Genomic DNA, 21,150 nt, shown 5'->3' on the forward strand with positions numbered 1-21,150 from the left:
TGGTCATCCGATGGGCCCAAGCCTCGTCGTCTAGCTAACATTCCGCCTGCCTACGCGAACTGAACTCCTGGCGGATTCGCTCGGCCAGCTCAGATTTAGTAGCGATGTCTAAGGCGGTCAGGGCTAGGGCCAAGCTACCCGCACGAATCGCTTCCTGCGCTTGGTTTCCGGTACTTGCAGCGTGGAACTCATGCGAGTGTGGTGAGACGTCATTCGCTGTCATCGCCAACTGCGGCTGTAACAGCGGCAGCTTTCTGCTCAAGTAACCGGCGTCCGTGGACCAAGCTCCCGTCAACTCATCTGGCGGCATCGCATCCCTGCCAATGATTTTCAATGCATTCTCATAAGCCTGCGCTAATGCCGTATTGGGAAGGATTGACTTGGACGTCCGGGCACTTGGGGAAACTGTCACACCTGTGTTGGTCTGAGTTGCCGCCCCTACGAAGCAATTCGTGACCCGCTGCTGGAGCTCCTCTAGGATTGCTGGGTTCGGTGCACGCATCACGAAGGTTCCCCTGATCTGGTCCGGCACGATCTGAGGATGGGAACCACCTTCTCGGATCACTCCGTGAACCTTGGCCTGCGGGTGTATGTGCTGGCGTAAAGTTGCTACGGCCGTGTAACCCAAGACAAACGCGTCCAGTGCGTTCCTGCCAAGCTCCGGGTGTGCGGCACCATGTGCGGCGGCCCCCGTGAAGGTCACCTCTATTGATCTGGCGCATAACGTTCGCGAAGCAGCTATGTCTGCCATCCCGGGGTAGACCAAGAGTGCAACATCGATGTCATCGAAAATTCCGTTGTCCGCCATTACGTACTTGCCGCCGAACCCCTCCTCTGCAGGAGTGCCGACTACCACTACCCGTAGCCCGTACTGGGAAGCTATTGGGGCCACCAGTAATGCGGCCCCAATCGAACACGCGGAACTAACATTGTGTCCGCAGCTTTGCCCGTAGGGGGGCAACCCGTCGTATTCGCAAAGGAAGGCAACGGTCGCGGTGGCATCCAGCGGACCGGATTCGGCGCGGAATCCAGTCGGCAGGCCCGCGACACCCTTTGTTACGGTGAAGTCGAATTCCGTAAGTACCGAACAGAGCCGCTCGACGCTGCGGTACTCCTGGCCGGATTCTTCGACATTCTGGTGCAGGTAATCGCTCAGCTCGAAAAGTACCGGTTCTAATGTTGCGAGCTTGTCACGCAGGGACTCAAGCAGTTCAGGCATTGTTGCTGACCGATGCCGGGTGTTCCCGGAGCCAATGCTTCGCGATATCCATCCGCCTGGCGAACCACACATCGCCCTTATCCAACGCGTACTCGATCACCTCACGAAGAGCGTTGGCACGGCCCGCCTGCCCCATCAGCCGCGGGTGGAGCCCGATGGACATCATCTTCGGGTTACCAGCGTCCCCTTCGCGCCAGAGCTCGTCGATCCCGCGCTTGACGTAGTCCACGAAGGTTGCCGGAGATTTGGTGCCCTGCATATCGTTGTAGGTGAGCGAGTATGGGATCACCAGATGCGGCTGACCTTCAACGTTTGCATAATAGGGTAGGTCATCATTGTAGGAGTCGGAGTCGTAAACGAAGCCGCCCTCTTCGACAACCAGTTCTCGGGTATTGACCGATGACCCATACCGGCAGTACCAGGCCTCTGGGCGTTCCCCCCACGTCTCTTGGAAAGAGGCGATGGCAGTCTCGATGGCCTGTTTTTCCTCTTCACGGGAATACCGCCAGGTCTCGGTCCACCGCAATCCATGAGAAAGAAGGTCGTAGCCTGCATTCCGCGCGTGCTTGGCCACGACTGGGTTCACCTCGAAGGCCTGTGCGCAGGCGTACATTGTGGCCGGAACGCCGTACTCCTCCAAGATTCGGAACAGCCGCCAGATCCCCGCTCGGCTGCCATATTCATACATGCTCTCACGAGACAGGTCCCGTATGTTCTCGGGAAAGTTGTAGGTGACCTCGACGTAGTTATCGTTCTCGCCATCTTGAAGGAAGGAGTACTCCGATCCTTCCTCGTAGTTGATCACGAAGTTGATCGCGAGCTTCGCATCATTGGGCCATTGCACTGTGGGCGACTGCCCGCCGTAGCCAATATAATCTCGTATCGGCCCAATACTGTTTTGATTGTTCGAGAATTGCAACCGTCTGCCTTTCAGAATCATTTCGAGTGTCGCAGCCATGGGGCAGAATGCCCCATGGGGAATGGTTAGACCCAACGCGTCAGGTAGTTCAAATACCGACGCACGAGGAAGAATGAAATAGCGGCTAGCAGGACTACGACGAGACCGGTTGCGGCAATGACGTCCGTTTCCGCATATAGCTGGGCGTAGTTGAGGATCCGACCCAAGCCGTATTGCTTACCAATAAATTCAGCAGCCAACACAGCGCTCCAAGCGAAGGGGACTGCCAGAAGCAGCCCATTACGAATCTCCGGAAGCGCGGCCGGAATGATAACCGAACGATAGACGGACAACTTGCTTGCGCCTAAGCTCATCGCGTAGTTCACGTAATATTCGGGAACGCCATCTACTGCCGAAAGGGTGATGACGAAGAGCAGGACGGCGACTGCGAAAGCTACGAACACGTAAGTACCCGTTTCGCTGCGCGCGAACCAAAGCCCGAAAAGCGGCATCATCGCCAATAGTGGCATCATCCGCAAGAAATGTGCCGAGGCCCCGAAGAGCCGCCGCGCGGCTTGCGACCAGCTAACTAACAGCCCTAAGCCAACACCGGCAATGACACCAAACGCGAAACCCACCAGAACCCGAACCAGGGTGAACCAGCTATTGTAAGCGGCACCGAGTACCGCGCCCCAGATCGTGCGTTCGGCTCCCCGAGTCACATCTCCGGCACCCAAGCCGCCTGGCCAGTAGCCGGAGAATTGAATCATCGCACCGATGATGTCTTGCAGACCTGGCACTCGCTTAACCCCTGCTTGCGATACACCGAGAATGATGGACAGAAGCTGCCAGATCACTATCAGGCACGCGAGCCCCAGGAGACCCCACCACAGCGTGAAAGAGCGAGTAGGCGACGGAACCCGACGCGTCTGAGTACTCTTTTGCAACATCAGTTCTCGCTCTCGAACGCGCGCAGCAGCTCTGCTCTTAACTCGTTCGCCTGATCGCCGGTGATGTCTGAAGCGGTTCTGGGACGAGGCAGATCGACTCGTTTGTTCAGCGCGATCGTACCGTTCTTCACCAAGACGACGCGGTCCGCCAAGCTGATGGCCTCATCCACGTCATGTGTGACCATGACGACGGCGCGGTGACCACTTTCCTGCCACAGGTCTAGCAAGAAGCTGTGCATCTGCGAAAGGCGCAGGTAATCCAATCCAGCGAACGGCTCATCCATGAGCAGCACATCTGGTTTGTTAGCCAAGACTGCAGCGATCGCTACCCGGCGACGCATACCACCAGAGAGCTGCTTAGGCCAGGCTTTGGCGAAGGCTTGCAGACCGGTGACTTTGAGGAGCTCCGAGACAATCTTGGTTCGCTCCGCTTTGGGAACTCCTTGAGCTTTGAGACCAAACTCGATGTTCTCATCGACACGCTTCCAGAGGAAAAGCGTATCGCGTTGGAACACCACGCCTCGGTCTGGCCCGGGTTTGGTGACCGGGCGCCCTGCGACCTGAATACTGCCGGCGGTGGGGCTAGTGAATCCGGCGATCATGTTCAGCAGCGTCGACTTACCGTGCCCGGAAGGTCCGATCACACAGACGAACTCACCACTTTCGATGCGGAGGTTCTGGTTCCGGGCACCCATCACCACCTCTCCAGATTCGAGCCGGAACTCCTTACTTACGTTGACTATTTCAAGCGCTGGAACTATATCTGTAGACTCCATGAAAGATCCCGTCCGGGTGTCGTCTGATGTTGACTTCACGGTTACTCGTGTCGATCCGATCATTATTCGTTCCACCTCACGGCCCATTTACCCAAAGCAGCGATGACCGCATCGGTTATCAGGGCGACTATCCCGAGGCAGATCAGTACTCCGATAACGCCCGCTGTGTTTGTCGCATCGGCAAACGTTCGAACAAGCCTGCCAGCTCCGCTAGCTCCACCTAGAACCTCGGCTAGGGCCTGAAATCCCCACCCGAAAGCTACTGCCGCACGCGCGGTGCCGAGTGTGGCGGGCAAGCTCGCCGGTACCAGTACGGAGGTGATGAATCCTGGCCCGGAGAGACCTAGCGAGGCGGAATAGTCACCCCAACGGTCCTGAGCGCGTGCGGTCGAGGAGCGTACTGCTTCGATGATGGTGAGAATGGTGTAGAAAACCACCATTCCGCCCATCGCGATCTGAGAGACGCCGAACCAGAGGGTGAGGAAGGGATGTAGAACCAAAACTGGAAGCGTGCCTAACAGCGCGATGCTGAGGCTGGAAAGGTTGGCAAGACGTCTCGATCTAACGAGTGCTATGCCCACCGCATAACCAACCACTAGGCCGACAGCAACAGCGATTAAGACGTTTACGGCTGTCGATAGGACGTTAGAGACTATTCCACCTGTCCCAAACGAAGCGTACGCAATCGCTGCCGAGTTCCACAGATTCTCATCGATGGTTTCGGCGATGAATAGCAGTGAAGGGAATCTCGCAGTACCGGGATGGGTGGCAGCAAGGACGCTCCACACGGCCACCAATACGAGGATTCCTGCGAGACCATAACATAGGGTGAGGGCCCACGACTTGAAGCGCATTCTAGCTCCTAATCTCTGTCCAAGTGTGAGGGACGGTACAGCTATGCCGCCCCTCACACCGTGGGTGTTCGCTAACTGTTCAGAGCAGCTGACAAAATGCGCTGTGCATCGAGGTAATTACGGTTCTCGTAATGTTTCGCTGCGATCTCGGCCAGTTCCTTCTGCTCACCGGTGAGGTCGCCCGCCTCTTTTACAAGTTCCTCGTATTCCGACTTGAGCCTCGACATTTCGATATACACCTCTTCGGCAATGCCGGCGAGGTCTTCTGCCGCCAGATCCGGATCAGTGATCACGCCGGCTTCACGAGCTCGTTCGATTTGGAGGTTGTATACGGTCTTGTAGTACAGCGGGGAATCCTCATTCGCCCACACGTCGGCCTGATCCTCAAAGGAGATAAATGGGCCGACATCACGGTAGATTGACAAGACCTCTTCCGGCGTGATCTCCACGGAGGTAGTAGCTGACAGCACCGGTGCCACTAGCGAAACATTGTCAGTGGTGTCGCTGTTGACATCTTCGATCACGGCGTCGATAGTTCGGAACATGACACCGGCGATGCGCAAGGCGGCATCAGGATTCTCCTCGTAGAATTTTTCGTTGATAGACAACCCGACGTTTCCAACCCCAGAGATCGCCTCGGGACTACCTGCGGGCAGGTTTTCGATCAGATCATGCTGCTGAATGATCGGGTACCAGCCCTCGGTAATCAGCTTCGCTTCAATCGCGCCGCCCTGCGGGAGCACGAAGTCGAGCTTGTCGCCTCGTGCCATTAGCACCAGTTGGGGATCCTTGGAGGTCTGGAACTCGCCCAGATCGTCGAAGGAAATGCCGCCCTCATCCATCACCGTGTCAATGAAGCCACGGTGTGCTCCAACGTCCTCCATACCGAACCGCTTTCCGACCATTTGGTTCATCACGGTGGCTACGGCGTCGTCCCAGGAGGCTCCAGCTTCGAGCTCGCTCTCGATCGTTTTCAGGTTTGAGTCAGGTGCAGCGAGTACACCGGTTCCGCTGGTGATGTCGACGATCCCGAGGAAATTCACGTCTGGTGAGCCCTGCGCGTTCCGTAGCTGGTCCGGGATGTAGTTTGTGGCGATGTCGAAGGTGCGGTTGATCATCAAGCCCTGTAGTTGGTCCAGATCGAACGTTGCCCGCTTGTCGTCGACCTGGATCCCGGCCTCTTCGAACCAATTGTTTTCGTACGCGATGACCATCGACATGTGGTCCCCATAGGGCATTAGCCCCATCTTCAAGTCCGTTGTAGGTATGGCTACGTCGTACTTCTCAAGGAGCTCATTGTCTTCGCTCACCCCGGCATTGGCACTGCCGTCCTCTACCCCGCTACAAGCTGCCAGAGTCAATGCTAGGCCCGCTCCGATCGCTGTTATGCCGAGACGAGCAAGGCCTGATCGACGGTGGCTGTGATATTTCTTCATCTCTTTTTCCTTAGTCTTATTCGGCGTACTAATACGCCATCCAGCCACCATCGACTAGAAGGTTTTGCCCGGATACATAGGTGCAATCCTCGGAGGCAAGGAAAACCGCTGGACCGGTTAGATCATCGGGACGACCGAGGCGGTGGAACGGAGTGCGCGACTGCGAATAAGCGATCGTGTCATCTTCGGCCGCGGCAATCTCGTCGGATTCGTGGCGGACCAGAATTCGCCCCGGTGCCAGTGCATTCACGATGATGCCGTGCTTGCCGTAATCAACTGCGAGCTGGCGAGTCATGTTCACAGTTCCGCCCTTAGCCACCGCGTAGGCAAAGAAATCTGGCGGTCCTACCATCCCGTGCTGGGAACTGACGTTGATCAGCCGGCCGCGTACCTCGTTAACGGGTTCCTGTTCCATCATTTCCTTGATGGCGCGTTTGGCCACGAAGAACTGTCCCTTGAGGTTGATATCCATCAACCGGTCCCAGGACTCCTCAGTCGTCTCCAACACGCTGGTGGCATCGAAGATCGCCGCATTGTTCACGACAATGTCGACACTGCCGTATACCTTCTTCGCTTCATCGAAAAGGCGATCGACGTCAGCCGCAACTGAAACGTCGCCCTTGACGAACGTCGCCTGGCCGCCTCCAGCAGCGATCGCCTCCGCTGTGGGCTCGGTTCCACCCCATAGCGGAGTCTCGCTCACGTCGTTCACTACGACTGCTGCACCTTCCGCAGCGAAGCGAAGCGCGATGGCCCGTCCGATTCCAGTTGAGGCACCGGTGATTACTGCGGTCTTGCCGTTGAGTCGTTCAGTCATTTTCACAGCTCCGTGAATCCGCGAGTGATGTTCTGGTCGTGGGTAGCCCATTTGCCACCCTCGGGAGTGACCAGGACGTTGTCGGTCACACCGAAGACGTCGAACTTGGCAACAAGCTCCGGCGTCTGTTGGACGATCACAGGATGGACGTTGACCATTTCGTTGTGGGCCAGGCCCCGGTCTTGGCCGGGTGTCCAGACACCCTGAATGGCATCAGATCCGATGCCATGCAGGGAGTACTGCTGATGCTGGTAGCCGGGGTCGGGGAAGTCGACCTTGTACCCACCGGTTGCCATGACTTCCTGCACAGCAATTGCAAACTCGCTGGCCATGTTGCCCGGTCGCAGCTTGTCCAGGCCGGCATTTAGAGCCGAGGTGTAAAGCTGCCAGTAGTCCGTATACTCGCTGGTTGGCGGACCGAAGCTATAGCACTCCCGGTATTCCAGCCAGTAGCCGTTCTCGTCCGGCGACTCGATCCAGACGGTGACGACAGAGTCCTTGCCGATTGGCCGCGGCTCGCCGAAGCTTGTTGCGCCAATGAAGGGGGTAGACCAGACCAGGACCATCGGGTCCCGCAGGCCATGCTCCCGTGAAATGCGGTGTCCTTGGGCGGCAACTTCACGCTCGGTCGCGCCTGGACGAATATACTTGCGCAGCTCGTCGAAAACTGAGCGGCGAGTAGCCGACGCCTTCCCGAGATTGGCCAACTCTTCCTCGCTGTTGACCTGGCGCACTCGTTCGAACATTTCCGTTGCATCCACCAGGTTCACGCCGGAAAGGCTCTTACGCAGATCTTCCACGTGCTGGTGGGCGAAGGCGCCATCCGAGAGGCCGACCAAGCCCACCCGCGCCTTGTCCAGCCCCCGCTTGCTCAGCACATCAGCAACCTCGATACCGGGCTTACCAGATATCCGGAACTCGGTAATCCAGTCGCTCTGCTTCGCCTGAGACAGGCCCCAAACAAGATTTCCGACGTAAATGGGCCCCTCGTCCATCGTGATGACCACATGGGAGTCGGCCAGGAGTTGCCAGTAATCAGTTAGGTAGAAAATCCGGCCCCGGAACCTAATGTCAGGAGCCCCGGCCACTACCAAGGCATCAAGACCATTTTCCTTCATCTCCGAGCGGACCGCGTCCATACGACGTTCTCGCTCTTGATCCGAGGTGAAGCGATGAGTAACCACACTGTCTCCAATTCGCTTGTCAGAATGACAAATTTTGTTTCAATTCCACGCGACCTCATCGTTGACGCGAAATACCTCGTCGATGAGGAGCGATAGATCCAGATTCGTTGTGCGTACGCACCTATTATTCTGCTATGCAAGACGATCTGCTTGCACTGCGGACACCCTAGTCGAGGTAGCTGTGCGGGTCAAGCCCGGCGAGACCCGCCAGAAGCGCGCTCGAAACGTGATGCATGCGGGTCTGGTTTCGCACGCAGAACCACTCGTCCCCATTCCGACTACCAAGCTCATCCAGGACGCTCGCAAGCAGCAGCTTTGCCATTGAACCTCCGTTTCGTATCGATCTTGCGCACGTTTTGCGCAAACCCTTGCGCGTCCTATGCTAAGCTGGAAATGGACTTCACGCAAGGCTTAAGAGCCGATCAACGAAGGAACATGTCATGACCCTGTCGGCAGTCGCCCGCAAAGCCGGTGTTTCGCTCTCAACGGTGTCCCGCTATGTCAAGGGTGAGCTGCATGTCACGTCGGAGACCGCGACACAGATCCATGCCGCCATGGATGAACTCGGGTACTCCCCTAAGCGGCAGAAGGGCCGGGAGTCACGCGTCGCTCTCATCGTCCCCGACCTTTCCAACCCGTACTTCGCCGATCTCGCCGACGTGGTGTCGCGCACCAGCGCGGAGCAGGGTCTCGACCCATTCGTCGCTGTCTCGGGCGGGATATCGAGTCGAGAGCAGCAGCTCCTCACGTCGCTCTCGACACTGCCCGAGCTCCACGGAATTCTTTATGTGGGCATGAACCGCACAAACCCCTCCCTCATAACTGTTGCCGAAAGAACGCCGGTTGTCGTGCTCGACGAACCTGTGGTGCTGAAGGGGAAGCACTCGCTACCTTTCGTTGGCGCCGACAACTTCAGCGGCGCGTATCAGGCGACGAACTATCTGTTGAGCCTCAATCACGAGCGCATCGCGCACATCGGCGGTCCCGAAGACCTGGAGTCGGCCCGCGAGCGATTGCGCGGATTCAGCGAGGCACTCAGCTCTCACGGGCATACACCTGATGATGAGTTGATCTTCCGCGGACCATACAGCGAGTCGTTCGGAGCGAGCGTGCTCACCTACGTACTGCGACTCGATCCGCGCCCAACCGCTCTTGTCGTGTCAAGCGACATTGTGGCCGTGGGGATCATATCCGCCGCTGAGCAGAATGGCGTGCGGATTCCCGACGACCTCTCGATTATCGGGTTCGATGGAATCGGCGTAGGCGCATGGCTCAGGCCGAAGCTCACCACTGTCGTTCAGCCTGTTCAGGAGATCGTCACCGAGGGGCTCCGCCAATTACGGCGGGGACACAACGGCGAGCGGGCGCAGACGCACTCGCTTCCGATGGTTCTCCGCATACGCGAATCCAGTTCCGCCCGCCGCCCCTAGATTTTCTTCGTGTGTGAAGGGACTGTGGATTGAACGGTGTATCTGGGCCGGCTTGACCGAGGCTGCAGCTCGAGCACGGTTCGATGAGTTCGCTGACAGATGGGAGACCAATACCCCGCGATCCTGACACTTCGGAACCACGCATGGAACGAGTTCACGCCGTTCCTCGATTGGGACACCGAGATCCTGCGTGTGATCTGCTCCACCAACGCGATCGAGTTCCCTGTACGCACGATATCGTCGAGCAGTGAGAGCACGAGGAGAGTTCCCGAACGATGTCTCTGCACTGAAATGCCTATCTCATGACTCGCGCCCTGGACCCGATCGGGCAGGGCAGGGGACGATGGGCCAGAAACGCCGGAGATTTTAGCTTAGCGCTTGAGCCCACGTCATCAGGGGCTCGAGGTTGGTCATGTGCTGCTCGACCGTGTCGCCGGGCCCGGCAATCTCTATCACCTGCCGAGCGTACGGCGCGCCAAGTGTTCGTTCGGCGTCCAGCCAAGCGTCGAGGCCGTCCCAGTCATCCAGGTGATCCACGAGAGAGATCATCCCGATGCGCAGGTTCGCCAGCCGCTCTCCTACCGGCTCAGCCGTAGGGTCAAATCCAACGAGACGCTGCACGGCCTCCTGAACACCAAACCACCGTGCATCGGCTGCAGCCCTCCGCGCCTCACCCACAGCCTCCTTCGCACGCTTGTTCGCCTGGAACGTCCCGACGCCGGCGACGATCAGCGACAGGGCCGAGATGACTAGTGCGAGGATATCCATGACCCGATCTTCCCACTGCGGACGGCGCGAGAAGCCGCACCGAAGCACCCTAGGATTGCACAACCGCCAACTGGTCGATCTTGTCCATCAGCGGAGCGAGACCTGCCGGCGCGAGGTGGCCGTAACGGTCCAATGTGATCGACGGACGTGCGTGTCCCATTGCGCGGGACACGGAGAGCAAGTCCGCGCCGGCCTCCGACAAAGCCATGGCGGCGAATGTGTGCCGTAGTCCATGGACATTGATCCGCTCGATCGGGTCTTCGCGGTTCTTGTTTGCCCGGGCAACCGCTCGAGTGACGGTATCCGAGACATAGCCCTTTCCGATCGCTTGCCCTGCGAGCCGCGGGCTGGGGAAAAGCCACTCAGACTTCGGTCGGTCGCCGACCTGCCGCTCGAGAAGTGGCACCACGAACCCGGGGACGGGCAGGGTACGCCTTCCCGCTCGCGTCTTAGTGGTGTCGCTGTCAACGCCGGACGTTGTAACGCTGAGTCGCCCGTCGCTGTAGTCGCCCACGAGGAGCGAACGCGCTTCGCCGGCACGCACGCCCATCAAGCCGAGCACCGCGAGGAGGGCTTTCTCGCGCTCGTTGGCTGCCGCTTCGATCACCGCCATTAGTTCGGCTGAAGACCAGTGAGGTAGCTCTTTGTGCCCCAGCGGCACAACGATCCCCTCTGTGGGGTCGTGATCGATCAACTTGTCGCGAATACCACGCTTGATGGAAGCCCGGAAGATCTCGAGTTGCTTCTTACGACTGGACCGAGCGATGTCACCTCGTTGAGACCACACCTCAATCTCAGTTGTGTCGATGGTCGAGGCGTGGCGATCACCGAACTGGCGCCGCACGCCGGCAGCGTGATGGTGATCGGCCTCCACGGTCTTGGGCGCGCGGTCTGCTTTGGCTGCAAGATGACGGTCAAGCAGAGTACCGACTGTGATTGACTCGCGGCGAATGCGCTGAGCCCGAGGGTTCTGCATGTGGTTCGCGTCGTCGAGATACGCCTGCGCCTTCTGATGCTCCTTGTACGACTGCTTTCGCTGCTGCGCCGCCCGTCCGGTACCTTCGCGCCAGCGTCGCTGCCAACGGTCGCGTCCCGCCTGCCGGCGCTGCGCGATCTCGCTCTTGGAGAGGTCTTTCCAGAGGTCGTGAACGGTCATCCTTCGGACCCGGTTCGGCGGTTGATTTCGGCACGCAACTCGTCGGTGGAGAACACCGCGAGGACCTGACGGGTCAGAGCCTCTCGTGCAGCGATGGCCGCGGTGGCGTCAAGGTCAGGGGCGATAGCGGTGCTCTTGGCCTCGCCCAGGAGTTCCGCCGCTCTCTCCCTGCCAATACTTTGAAGGACTGACGGCACAATCCCCAGCGCGGACGCCAATCGAGCGAGAGTCTGATCAGGCGGGACTGTCGCCTTTGGCTGCCCGTCTCGATATCGAAGGCCCGAGAGCGCGATACGGATTGCCCCAACGCTGATGCCAGTGGCTGCCGCCAAATCGGCGGCGGTTAGGCCCGACTTCTTATATGCCGCATTGAGGAGGAGCGACTCCGCGGGTGGATTGACGCTCCGTTCCCCTCCTGATCGCTGCTCGTCATTGGACGTGAAATCGTGCACCGCCATAAGTTCTTCCCTTCGCTCAAAATTGGTCGCGGAGTTGCCTAATACAGATTGCCACACATTTGCTACCAGTGCTACCAATGTGTAATAGCGTGGTGGCATGCCAATTACGACACACTTGCGACAACTTAAGAGAGAGTGCGCCTTGCTCACCGTCAAGGACGCCGCGGAGCTGACCGGGCTCACCGAGTGGTGGATAAGACAACTCATTGCGAAAGGGGAGATCCGGGCGATGAATGTCGGCTCCTACGGAAAGTCGGCCCGATGGCGCATCGATCCAGAGGACTTCACCGCGTGGCTGGTGAGCCGCGAAAACCGCCCCCGAGACCTGATGGCCTCCTGAGCACCGGGCGCCAAGCCGATGTCGACCTCTGGATCGAGCAGCAGCTCGAACCCGTGTGAGGTCACGCAGCCGCCCCGCGAGGGGCAAGACCAAACGAAACGCCCCGGCATTCGCCGAGGCGTTTCACATGAGAACCGTCTCCAGCCGACGAGTTGCAGCTCGCCGAATGACTGAAAGAACCTATCGATGACTTTACCAGCAGACGCCGAACCAAGCGAAGACTTGAAGTTCCAACAACAGCACTTCCCTGTCGATGAGGACGACACCTCTTCTATCCAAGCCACCGATACGCTCGACCTGGAGTGGCAAGGGATCTGGCTCCGTCAGCAAGCAAAAAACCATCGGCAGCACATGCGCATTGCCTACGAGCTCGCGGCAGACGCGCAGATGAGCCTTATGCATGTCACCGGTCTCGGTTGGTTCCAATATGAGGGATCGCGCTGGGTGGTCGACGAGGGGGACAAAGCCGCAACCAATGCAGTCATGAAGACAATCCGCCGACTCGCTTCCGACGCGATCGCCGACAAGGAGCTGTACAACGACCTGGTGAAGTCGCAGACAGCAAGCGGAGCGAAGGGGGTACTCGGGCTCGCCGCCAGCCTTCCGGGTATCGCGGTGAAAGCCGCGGAACTTGATGCCGACCCCTACATTTTGAACACGCCCTCGGGGTCACTTAATCTAAAGACTTTCGAGCTGTATCCTCACGATCCCGCAGACCGTCTCACCAAGGTCACACGCGGCTCCTACGATCGTTCGGCTTCGTGTGATCAATGGGAAGCGTTCCTCAAGCAGATCTTGCCTGATGCTGATGTGAGGGCTTACCTGCAGCGCGTACTGGGTGTCGCACTCGTCGGCAAGCAACTCGAGCACATCCTGGTTATCGCGACGGGGACCGGCCGAAACGGCAAGGGAGTCACCTACGAGACGTTAGGGTATGCGATCGGCGACTACGCGCACTTCGCGCCGTCGACGCTGTTCGAACAAACCAAAGGCAACGCCAACGGCGCGAGCCCAGCACTGTTCGACCTACGAGGAGCTCGATTCGTGGCCTTGTCCGAGACCGAGAAGATGGCACGCATCGCCTCAGCTCTCCTCAAGAGCTTGACGGGCGGCGATCCGGTCACGGCGCGGGGCCTTTACAAGGATCCCATCACCTTCATCGCTTCGTGGTTGATCCTTCTGGTCACTAACCACCTGCCAACCCTCCCCGCAGACGACCCGGCGGTGTGGGAGCGCGTGCGGGTAATCCCGTTCGACATCTTCATCGCTCCAGAGAAGCGAGATCCCCAGCTGACCGCAAAGCTGCAGGTAGAGGTTCATGGGATCGTCACCTGGGCGGTGCAGGGATTGCGCGACTACTGGGAGCACGGGCTCAGCGAGCCGGATGCCGTGAAGGTGGCAACAAACGACTATGCCGCCAAACAGGACAATGTCAGTCGCTTCATCGAGGCCGTCTGCGACGAGAACCCGAAGAACGGTGGTGACACAACCAAGGAGCTGCATGATGCTTACACCGAATGGGCGATCGCTGACGGAATCTTTCGCGAGCATCGTCTGGGACGTACCGACTTTGGTCGCGCACTTGACAAACTAGGGCTCCCCGCTGTGAAGAAGAGCCGTGGGATGGTGCGCGAAGGACTGGCGATCGAGAGGACAGGCGGTGTCGTTGTCATCCAGCAACCGGCCGCCTCGGAGCGCTCCGGTTCCGAACCGCAGGAGGAACCGGGCTATCCCGCCAACGCTGCCACGGCTACAGCGCGAAATACCGATTACCTTACGGAAGAAATGTGGAAGTCTCCGCCCGCTCCTTCATATACCGGCTGACGGACGCACGCAGTCCAGTCCAGTCCATCGATGGCATGGATGCGTGTGCAACGTCAGTTCGAGTGAAGTCCCGTTCTGCCTGTCGGTTGGACGGGACTTTCTCATTCATGCCCCCGAGTTCGAGTTGCGAACACCTTGTCGGTGGTGAGTCGAGAATTGGGCCGCGCTGCTGCCGACCTGTCATCCCCACTCTCACATTCGATGCGGCGCACACACCGCGTGCGGCCGTCCACCGGCTCCCGTCGTCAAGCAAATGCTCAGGAGCAGACTTGCACGACCAAACGCGACATCATGCAATTGTGAAGTTCAGGAACCAGACCTAGTTACGCGGGCGCGCTTGGAGAGTTATGACCCGGAATTGCACAACTGCATCACGACGGAATTTTGGATTGCTCAACAGGCGCCCAGGATGCGCTTACCCTGCAAAATCATTCGCTAAATCATTCCGCGAACTATTAACGGGATCTTGTCGACACTGCTGTGATGATCAAGTGTCCGAGTCGAGATACGGTAGCCGCCGAAGAATCGACGACAGCAGAGAGCGGATGACTTCCGTGCTCGGTCAGCCGACGGTGTCCGAGGTGAAGCGGAGCGGAGGATCGGCATCGTCGGAGGCACCCTGGGACGGCCAGCGAGTCGTCCCAGGGCAAGGAGCGCAGCTCCGCAGTAAGAGCCCGAGGAGCGTCAGCGTCGAGGGTGAGGGCGTACAAGGACGGAGCGGAGCGAAGTCGGCAGGACGCCCGAAAGCGCGTCGGCTGCGCCGACCAGCGGGCAAGTTTCCAACGAGCGAAGCGAGGCAGGAAACGCAGCCCGGTGCCACGCTCTCTTATGCCCTTTTCCTTTCTCCCTCGTTTCGGAGCTTCAGCGGAGAAACGAGGTCAGATTTGCTGATGTATCAGCGGAAAAGGATGGGCCCAACACTCTTGGGCCCACACCAGAACCCGAAGGGCCCAACGGGTGGTGTGGGCCCATCGCCATCCTTTTCCGTTGGAAAGTCGGGGTTTGCTTGGGCCCACGGTTCAGAACGAAGTGGCACCGTGGGCCCAAGCATCGAGCGAAGCGAGGGAGCGCGCGTTGACGCCCATTGCATCATGCTCATTCGTCCCCGACGCGGCCGCGGGCAGCGCGGTTGCCATTGCACTGCAACAGCGCTGGTCGCAGCATCGCGGAGACCTCATTGTTCTCCAGAATGCTGGTACCACTCGAGTGGGTACCAGCCCGAAATCGGCTGGTACCAATGGGTGGACTGGTACCAGAGACGTCCTTTTCCCGCGGAAAGTCGCGGTTTGGCTGGTACCAGAGTTTTCGCTCTCGTGGCACCGAGGTACCAGTCCTGTCCGAACCTATCGAGCGCAGGTTCAAAACTTCCCATCCTGTTAGTTCTGCCGAGAAGAAGACATGGATGCGGGGCCAGCTTTTTCCTCCAGCGGCGGAGTTTGCACCGTCCCCGCGAGCTACTCGGGTGAGCGGCAATCGGGATCGACAACGTCGCTCCACAAGACGAAATGCCGGCCGAGCAAATAAGACATGGCGGCCGTGGACTCGTCGATTCTCAATGTGGAGTAGAGCCCAGTCCCCGAGTTGAATCGGCTTCCCGCTTCGCCAACGACCTTCGCCACCTGGAGTCGCACACTTCCCGCTTCGGTTGGACGCGACAAGCCGGATTTGCGTCGCGCAAGCGGCACAGTGTCCGGGAGGTGACCATCCGCCGCCCACGGTGGGCGGAAGATGTCCCGATGAGGACCATAATGTGGTCACAACCCGGCCACAATGGCGAGTTTTCTTCCGAAAGCCGCCCGCTTCCCGATAAAGGCAGTGCCTGGACAGCCAATGGTCAGCGGATGACCAGATTACGGTCAGTGGATGGTCAGCAAATGGACAGCCTGGGGCCGGGAAGCGGCCACAAATCCGCTGGCCGTCTTCATCGCTTGATGCGCCTAGCGGTGGTGGCGAGATCCTCCCTGGCGATCTTCCCGTCGACGAACTCTGAAATCAGTTTGACGGTCTCCTCGTCGGCCTCCACCGCCTCGAGCCTCCCAGCTCGCCATGATGTCGATGCTCAGATGGCTTAGCCCTTCCCGCATTCGAAAATATCGACTTCCTTTCTGCATGTTCAGTCTTTCCTTCAAGAACTGCGATCGAAGCCTTATGCTGAGGCGGCGTCGCTCGACGTACGCGCCCTACCGACCCTGTTAGTTAGTGCCTTCGTCGACGGTGCGGAAGGGAATGCCGAGTAGTGAGGCTGCTGCGCGGTAGTCGTCCCTTCGGTGTCCAATGGAGAGTGACCAGTGGTGACCGACGCCGGTAGCTGCCCATTGGTCGACCCATTCTCCAGGGTCTCTACCGAAGTCGACGCGGCTTGTTGTGTTTCCGATCTGGAGCAATGGACCGGCTACGACTGCGCCTTCGGAAGCGACGAAGCACAGGCTTCCGTCTCGGTCTTGACCTAGTCCGAGGAGAGTAACGGGGCCGTGCTTGACGTCGAACTCGACGCTTACGCCCCACCCGCGTTTGCCGTGATACACCCCGAGTCCTCGGAGCAGTGGATCCTGTGATGACATGGCGAGATGCGCGGGCCCATCGTGGCCCATTTCCACGACACCGTCTTCGAAGTTCAGCGCTTGGATTTCACAGAACGAGCCGCCGGCTCCGATTACTTGAGTGACTAGTTGCGCGACGGTTGTCCTCAATTCGTATTCTCCGCTCGTCGGGATTCCCCTCGCGGTGAGCAGCGATGCGCCAAGAATCATCCCGGCACCCAGCCGCTCGTGTTGTTCGCCGTTGAGGCCCCGATGATAGTAGGCGAGCGAATCGAGCTCGAAGTCATTGATGAGCTGGTCGAGGCCGACGGACACCCGCGCTCCCCATTGGAAGTCCTCTTCCTTGACAGTGTTGCGCAAAGCCGCGAACGAATGGAACTTGCGCGGCAAATCTTCACCCTCGACGAACAACCCGAGGCAAGAGTTGAAATCGTCGACCACAAAATGGTCGTTCGCCGTAGCACTCAACATGACGTCGGCGCGGCAGAAAAATGCGATCGGGCTCTTCCTCAGCGGTCCCAAGCCTGATGTCGACACGGCCAACCAGCGGCACATCTTCACCACCGGGTTCGTGTTCGCCGGACCGTTGCGCTGGGAGTCGATGTATTCGTATTTGCTCACTACCGCTGCTCCCTCGGGAAGTAAGTGCTGGGCATTCTTAAGAACGCCGTCTCTGCCCGCAGCTCGTGTCCCTCCCACTCGAGCTCCCTCAACCGGGCCCGCTCAGGCGCCATAAGTTCTTCCTCAAGTCCCGCCGTGTTCCTCGCGGTACCTGATCAACCACTTGCGAAGTGTCTCGTTACCCGCACCAGGAATCGGCGACACACTTGATCGGCTTCGAAGTCGTGATCGCCTCCGGGATCTCGAACTCTCCGCGAAGCGAGGGATCATGGCCGCATCCGATCGTGTTGTCCTCGTCGCCGCCACCAGCAAGATGGGCTACAACGACCTCGTTCGCCTCGGAAGCTTCCGGGACATCGACGTGCTGGTCACCGACCGCAAGCCCCCGCGATCGCCGCCGCGCTCGCCAAGGCGCACGTGCAGGTGATCGTCACGGGGCTGGGGGCTGAGGACGGTCAGGCTCCGAGCAGCCCGCGAGCGGCCAGGTTCCGCATCAGCTCCGACACGCCGAAGGTCCACGGCGCGCAGTCCTCGGAATGGCCGACGCGATTGGCCAGCGTGCCGAGCCGCGGGCTGGAGATGGTCACCGCGTCGCCGATGCGATGCGTGAACCCCAGTCCGGGCTCGGATCGATCCTGCGTCGGCGCGAACATAGTACCCAGGAGCAGCACCGCGCCGTCCGGATACTGGTGGTGCGCACCGATCAGCTGCGAGAGGAGGGCGTCGATGGTGCGGCTGGACGCGGCCTGCGACGAGGAGCCCTGCAGCTCGAAGCCCTCGGCGCCGCGCACGGTCAGCGAGACCTCGGTCTCGGCGATGTCGGCGACCGTGTAGCCGTCGTCGACGAGGCGGATGAACGGGCCGATCACCGCGGAGGCGTTGTTGTCCTTAGCCTTGGAGAGTAGCAGCGCGGAGCGGCCCTCGAAGTCACGCAGGTTGACGTCGTTCGCGAGCGTCGCACCGACCACCGTCCCTCCGGACGAGACGATCACCGCGACCTCGGGCTCCGGGTTGTTCCACGTCGAACGGGAGTATACGCCGGCGGTCTCGCCGGTGCCGACGGATGACAGCGTCTGCGCCTTGGTGAAGATCTCGGCGTCACGACCGATCCCGACCTCAAGGTACTGGCTCCACAGCCCCTCGCGCCGGAGCACCGACTTCAGCTCCTCCGCGGCATCCGAACCCGGGACGAGAGAGTCCAGCGAGCCGCCGAGCGCCTCCGTCACCTTCGCGCGGATGCCGTCCGCATGCTCTGCGGAGCCTCCGGCCCGCTCCTCGATCACGCGCTCGAGCATCGACACAGCGAAGGTCACCCCGGCCGCTTTGATGGCCTGCAGATCGATGGGAGAGAGTACCCGGGGGAGCGATTCGTCGCGCGCGGAGGGGTCGGCGTTTCGGACGAGGTCGTCGACGGATCCGATGTCCTCGCCGGAGAGGTCAGAGACCGATCCTCCGCCGGCGACGTGCTCGACGAGGTCCGTCATGGTCGCGTGATGGGACGAGATGTCGACGGCCCGCCCTTCGCGGATCACGACGACGCTCGGGCCGGAGAGCTCAGGGCGCCAGACACGTCCGACCAGGATGGCGGATGCCGCGTCGCGGGGCAGGGCGGTGGATGGGGCGGGCAAGGGGAGCGGCTCAGTGCGCATTCGTGCCGTCTTTCTCGAGTGTGCGGATGATGGTCGCGGCGGCCTCTGCCGCGCGTGCCTCGCGCCGGGCGACCGCACGCACGTGTGCGGAGAGGACATTCTGCAGGCGAGGGAAGCCGACATGGCACGGTCGCACCCACGACTGCTCAATGGTCGGCAGGGTGCCGCGGTAGAAGTCGAGCGACGAGTCGTTGAGCCCGTCATCCGTCCACGCCGAGCTCCTGGCCGGCTGCCCTTCGTGGCGGGGGATGAAGCGGGTCTGTGCGGATGGCGAGACGAGCCAGCACAGATGATCGATCAGCTCGGGCGACGGCTCGCATCGGCGGGAGACCGCCAGGCCCGTCCCGCCGATGACCGAGCCGCGCACCCCAGCGCCCCCGCGCGGGGCACCCGAGAAGCGCACGCGGTGGCCCGCTCCCGGCAGCGCGTAGTTCACGTACTGGTACAGGAGAGGGCAGTAATCGACTTCGCCGGCGGCCATGCGATCGAGCACGCGGATCGGATTGACGTCGATCACGGGCAGGCTCTTCGCGGCGAGCTCTCCGATGAGCTCAAGGGCGTCGCGCAGGCGATCCAGGGGCACCGCGCCGCGCTCGTCGGGCTCGGCACCTTCGGCCAGTGCGATCGACAGTGCCATGAGGATGCCGTGGGGCCCGCCGAGGCAGAGCATCGTGCGAAGCGCCGACGACGCGGCCACGGCATCCGTCCAGGTGTCCGGCATCGGTCCGAGGTCGGCGCGGACCGCCGACACCTGGGTGGCCGCATCGAGCGGTAGCGCCCACAGCCGGCCCTCGAACTGGTAGGAGCGCACCGAGGGCCCGACGAAGGCCGACGGATCGAGCTCCTTGGATGCGCCGCCGAGGACCTGGTCGATTGGCTGCAGGGAGCCGGTCTGCACGGCCTCACCGAGGTGCGGGTGATCCAGCACGATCAGGTCGTACTCCTCGGCGATCTCCACGATCGGTGCGGCTTCGAAGCCCTCCAGCGGCTGCACGTCCCAGCGGATCTCGATCCCCGTCGCCGCGGCGAGCCGGTCGGCGGCCGCGATCAGCGGCATCAGGCCGCGAGGGTGGTCCCAGGTCAGGCCGCGGTAGATCATGGCGAACTCCTTCGTTAGCGCTAACGGTATCGCTCATGGGGAAATCGTGCAAACCGCGTCGCCGGAATCCCCCGTCCGATCTCAGGTCGTGCCGCGGAGGACGACCTCGTAGCCGAGGTCCACTTTCTGGGTCCCGGTGGTCTCCGACCGCATCTGGGCGAGCAGGATCTCCGCGGATTCTGTGCCAATGCGGTCCGACCGGATGGTCACCGTGCTCAGCGCGGGATCCATCGCTGTCGCCAGCTCGAAGTCACCGAAGCCGGTGATGGCGATGTCCTCCGGGATGCGCAGCCCGCGCCGCGCCGCGCCGAGCACGGCCCCGCAAGCGAGGATGTCGGTGGCGAACATCGCGACATCGGCATCGGGGTGGCGCTCGCGTGCCCTGGTGAGCATCTCGTCGCCCGACTGCAGTGTGAGCGAGCGTCCCTCGGTGTCGACGAATCGCGGTTCTCGCTCGGGGAAGGCCTCGCGCATCGCGCGGGTGAAGCCGGCATGGCGCGCGCGCGCGCGCTCATCACCGTCGGAGGCGGACCCGATGAACACCGGGTTCCGGTAGCCCGCGCTCAGGACTTCCTGCGCCAGGGCGTGCATGGCGTCGTCGTTCGCGTAACCGACCAGGCTGCCCACCGGGCGCTTCGTCCAGCCCCAGGTCTCGACGACGGGGACCCCAGCGGCGCGCAGCATGCGGGATGCGGCCGCGGTGTGCTTCGTGCCGACCATCAGGATGCCGTCGGGGCGGCGGCCCAGGAGCTTTTCGATCAGGTGCTCCTCGTGGACGGAGGAGTACTCAGTCACCCCCAGGATCATCTGGTAGCCGGCGGGCTCGAGCACCCGGGATGCGGCGGACACGGTGTCGGCGAAAACCGAAGTGGAGATCGACGGGACGATCGTCGCGACGAGCCGGCTCACATTGGATGCCAGGTTGCTGGCCATGAGGTTCGGGACGTAGCCGATCCGCCGCACGGTCTCCTGTACGTGACGCCGCGTCTCGTCGGAGATGTCCGGGTGATTGCGCATCGCCCGCGACACCGTCTGCGCAGACACATCGGCCGCCCGCGCGACGTCGGCAAGCGTCACGCGCTTGGTCGATATGCGTCGCCGGCGCGGAGCTCCGTCGGGGGTGGTCATGGT

General features: G+C 60.8%; 20 protein-coding genes and 1 pseudogene. 5 read left to right on the forward strand and 16 right to left on the reverse strand.

Annotated elements, in window-relative coordinates:
- Positions 1-34 precede the first annotated feature (34 nt).
- The 9 genes from BLV49_RS05295 to BLV49_RS16850 form a co-directional block, all read right to left on the reverse strand.
- Complete coding sequence (locus BLV49_RS05295) at positions 35-1,219, reverse strand: amidohydrolase (RefSeq protein WP_176980722.1); 1,185 nt, start codon at positions 1,217-1,219, stop codon at positions 35-37.
- Entirely contained in the window at positions 1,212-2,177 is a 966-nt protein-coding gene (locus BLV49_RS05300; RefSeq protein ID WP_245723542.1) for a polysaccharide deacetylase family protein, read from the reverse strand. Before BLV49_RS05300 ends, BLV49_RS05295 begins: the two co-directional genes overlap by 8 nt.
- 26 nt (positions 2,178-2,203) lie before the next feature.
- A complete protein-coding gene (locus tag BLV49_RS05305; protein ID WP_176980723.1) occupies positions 2,204-2,974 on the reverse strand; it encodes an ABC transporter permease in 771 nt (256 codons plus the stop codon).
- 92 nt (positions 2,975-3,066) lie between these two features.
- Positions 3,067-3,843 (reverse strand): ABC transporter ATP-binding protein, encoded by a 777-nt coding sequence (locus BLV49_RS05310; protein WP_176980724.1) that lies wholly within the window; start codon positions 3,841-3,843, stop codon positions 3,067-3,069.
- 62 nt (positions 3,844-3,905) lie between these two features.
- Positions 3,906-4,697 (reverse strand): ABC transporter permease, encoded by a 792-nt coding sequence (locus BLV49_RS05315; protein WP_091180921.1) that lies wholly within the window; start codon positions 4,695-4,697, stop codon positions 3,906-3,908.
- A gap of 71 nt (positions 4,698-4,768) precedes the next feature.
- Positions 4,769-6,133, reverse strand: coding sequence for an ABC transporter substrate-binding protein (locus BLV49_RS05320; protein WP_176980725.1), 1,365 nt, complete (start codon positions 6,131-6,133; stop codon positions 4,769-4,771).
- Positions 6,134-6,161: 28 nt separating this feature from the next.
- Entirely contained in the window at positions 6,162-6,950 is a 789-nt protein-coding gene (locus tag BLV49_RS05325; protein WP_091180928.1) for an SDR family NAD(P)-dependent oxidoreductase, read from the reverse strand.
- A 2-nt stretch (positions 6,951-6,952) separates the two neighbouring features.
- Positions 6,953-8,134 carry a M24 family metallopeptidase gene (locus BLV49_RS05330; RefSeq protein WP_176980726.1) on the reverse strand — a complete coding sequence of 394 codons (1,182 nt, stop codon included), beginning with the start codon at positions 8,132-8,134 and terminating at the stop codon, positions 6,953-6,955.
- A gap of 166 nt (positions 8,135-8,300) precedes the next feature.
- On the reverse strand, positions 8,301-8,456 hold the full coding sequence (locus tag BLV49_RS16850) for a hypothetical protein (RefSeq protein WP_176980727.1): 156 nt from the start codon (positions 8,454-8,456) through the stop codon (positions 8,301-8,303).
- A gap of 118 nt (positions 8,457-8,574) precedes the next feature.
- Here BLV49_RS16850 and BLV49_RS05335 point away from each other — a divergent pair, with 118 nt between their 5' ends.
- Together BLV49_RS05335 and BLV49_RS05340 are read left to right on the forward strand one after the other, a co-directional pair.
- Complete coding sequence (locus tag BLV49_RS05335; RefSeq protein WP_091180933.1) at positions 8,575-9,564, forward strand: LacI family DNA-binding transcriptional regulator; 990 nt, start codon at positions 8,575-8,577, stop codon at positions 9,562-9,564.
- Positions 9,565-9,619: 55 nt separating this feature from the next.
- Positions 9,620-9,911 (forward strand): annotated as a pseudogene (locus BLV49_RS05340) (transposase); the annotation flags it as partial.
- A 19-nt stretch (positions 9,912-9,930) separates the two neighbouring features.
- On the opposite strand, the gene BLV49_RS05345 reads toward BLV49_RS05340, so the two are convergent.
- Genes BLV49_RS05345 through BLV49_RS05355 form a run of 3 tightly spaced genes read right to left on the reverse strand, consistent with a single transcriptional unit; the run spans position 9,931 to position 11,946 of the window.
- Positions 9,931-10,332: a hypothetical protein gene (locus tag BLV49_RS05345; RefSeq protein WP_245723724.1), complete on the reverse strand. Its 402-nt coding sequence runs from the start codon at positions 10,330-10,332 to the stop codon at positions 9,931-9,933.
- 49 nt (positions 10,333-10,381) lie between these two features.
- Positions 10,382-11,488 carry a tyrosine-type recombinase/integrase gene (locus BLV49_RS05350; RefSeq protein ID WP_091180936.1) on the reverse strand — a complete coding sequence of 369 codons (1,107 nt, stop codon included), beginning with the start codon at positions 11,486-11,488 and terminating at the stop codon, positions 10,382-10,384.
- Positions 11,485-11,946 (reverse strand): hypothetical protein, encoded by a 462-nt coding sequence (locus BLV49_RS05355; protein ID WP_091180940.1) that lies wholly within the window; start codon positions 11,944-11,946, stop codon positions 11,485-11,487. The genes BLV49_RS05350 and BLV49_RS05355 overlap by 4 nt, the downstream gene beginning before the upstream one ends.
- Positions 11,947-12,088: 142 nt before the next feature.
- On the opposite strand from BLV49_RS05355, the gene BLV49_RS05360 reads away from it, so the two are divergent.
- Positions 12,089-12,286, forward strand: coding sequence for a helix-turn-helix domain-containing protein (locus BLV49_RS05360; protein ID WP_176980728.1), 198 nt, complete (start codon positions 12,089-12,091; stop codon positions 12,284-12,286).
- 186 nt (positions 12,287-12,472) lie between these two features.
- Positions 12,473-14,110 carry a DNA primase family protein gene (locus BLV49_RS05365; RefSeq protein ID WP_091180948.1) on the forward strand — a complete coding sequence of 546 codons (1,638 nt, stop codon included), beginning with the start codon at positions 12,473-12,475 and terminating at the stop codon, positions 14,108-14,110.
- A 2,192-nt stretch (positions 14,111-16,302) separates the two neighbouring features.
- Here the strand turns inward: BLV49_RS05365 and BLV49_RS05370 are convergent.
- Positions 16,303-17,271 carry a hypothetical protein gene (locus BLV49_RS05370; RefSeq protein WP_218132596.1) on the reverse strand — a complete coding sequence of 323 codons (969 nt, stop codon included), beginning with the start codon at positions 17,269-17,271 and terminating at the stop codon, positions 16,303-16,305.
- A 163-nt stretch (positions 17,272-17,434) separates the two neighbouring features.
- On the opposite strand from BLV49_RS05370, the gene BLV49_RS17310 reads away from it, so the two are divergent.
- Positions 17,435-17,698 carry a sugar phosphate isomerase family gene (locus BLV49_RS17310; protein WP_281245311.1) on the forward strand — a complete coding sequence of 88 codons (264 nt, stop codon included), beginning with the start codon at positions 17,435-17,437 and terminating at the stop codon, positions 17,696-17,698.
- A 28-nt stretch (positions 17,699-17,726) separates the two neighbouring features.
- Here the strand turns inward: BLV49_RS17310 and BLV49_RS05375 are convergent, their stop codons facing one another.
- The 3 genes from BLV49_RS05375 to BLV49_RS05385 form a co-directional block, all read right to left on the reverse strand.
- Positions 17,727-18,899 (reverse strand): fumarylacetoacetate hydrolase family protein, encoded by a 1,173-nt coding sequence (locus BLV49_RS05375; protein WP_091186820.1) that lies wholly within the window; start codon positions 18,897-18,899, stop codon positions 17,727-17,729.
- A gap of 10 nt (positions 18,900-18,909) precedes the next feature.
- Positions 18,910-20,019 carry an ABC transporter substrate-binding protein gene (locus BLV49_RS05380; protein WP_091180951.1) on the reverse strand — a complete coding sequence of 370 codons (1,110 nt, stop codon included), beginning with the start codon at positions 20,017-20,019 and terminating at the stop codon, positions 18,910-18,912.
- An 81-nt stretch (positions 20,020-20,100) separates the two neighbouring features.
- Complete coding sequence (locus tag BLV49_RS05385; protein ID WP_176980729.1) at positions 20,101-21,147, reverse strand: LacI family DNA-binding transcriptional regulator; 1,047 nt, start codon at positions 21,145-21,147, stop codon at positions 20,101-20,103.
- Positions 21,148-21,150 lie beyond the last annotated feature (3 nt).

The organism is Paramicrobacterium humi, assembly GCF_900105715.1.
GTDB lineage: Bacteria > Actinomycetota > Actinomycetes > Actinomycetales > Microbacteriaceae > Paramicrobacterium > Paramicrobacterium humi.